The sequence below is a fragment of the Streptomyces sp. ERV7 genome, assembly GCF_001653515.1.
GTDB lineage: Bacteria > Actinomycetota > Actinomycetes > Streptomycetales > Streptomycetaceae > Streptomyces.
Window position 1 is genome coordinate 1 of sequence record NZ_LYOY01000004.1, and the last position, 776, is coordinate 776.

The window sequence follows — 776 nt, forward strand, 5'->3', positions numbered from 1 at the left end:
GATACGACTGATGGAGGACCTGAACCGGTTCCCCGACCGCCCCGGCCCATCCACGGAGACAAATGAGGCCCGCCTGTCGTTCCAGAACGACTTCGCGCAGGCCCAGATGCTGGTACCCGACGGCGTACTGGACGCTGCCAACCGCGTACGGGTCGCTCTGGCCGATGCGTACAAGCGGTTCGCGCGGCTCGACGAAACCTTGGCACCCGGCGATCACACCCATGAGGAACTGCGTGCGTCCCTGCTGGAGATGTGGCACGAGATCACGCAGATGCAGGCGGTGATGCGCAAGGACCTGGGGGTGGGTTCCGGAGTCCCCGTACCGTCGGAGCGGCCAGGAGCGTACCGGCCGCCTCTGGCCTAGGTGTTTGACCACGAGCGCAGCCGCGCCGCCACCGCCTCGCCCCGCAGCCGACGGTCGTTCTCACATCGCGGTGATCCACCCGTATCCCCGGTTCACGACGGTCGTTGCCCAGGGCATGAAGAAGATCACTTCTGTCACCGCGCTCGTCCTTGCCGGCGTCGCTCTCGCCGCCCCCGCCCACGCCGACGGCCCCAACGGCTCAAGTTTCTCCGGCCCCGTCAGCACGGCCGACAACTGGAACTTCTCTGCCGGTGTCGTCTGCATGCAGGAAACCGCCATCGTTCCGGCCCTCGGCGGCACCCCGGGCTTCGTCGGAGACCATGACAACAACTGTGCCAACGGGAACGTCATTGATCACTCCTAGCCGTAGCCGGAGCGCCAGCGCACCCGCCGGTGCCGGCGGGAATACGCG

General features: G+C 67.1%; 1 protein-coding gene and 1 pseudogene. Both read left to right on the top strand.

What is annotated here, in order from left to right; genetic code table 11:
* A pseudogene (locus tag A8W25_RS05420) lies at positions 1–364 on the top strand (hypothetical protein); the annotation flags it as partial.
* 4 nt (positions 365–368) lie between these two features.
* Positions 369–728 (top strand): hypothetical protein, encoded by a 360-nt coding sequence (locus A8W25_RS05425; RefSeq protein WP_324616183.1) that lies wholly within the window; start codon positions 369–371, stop codon positions 726–728.
* Positions 729–776: the final 48 nt, after the last annotated feature.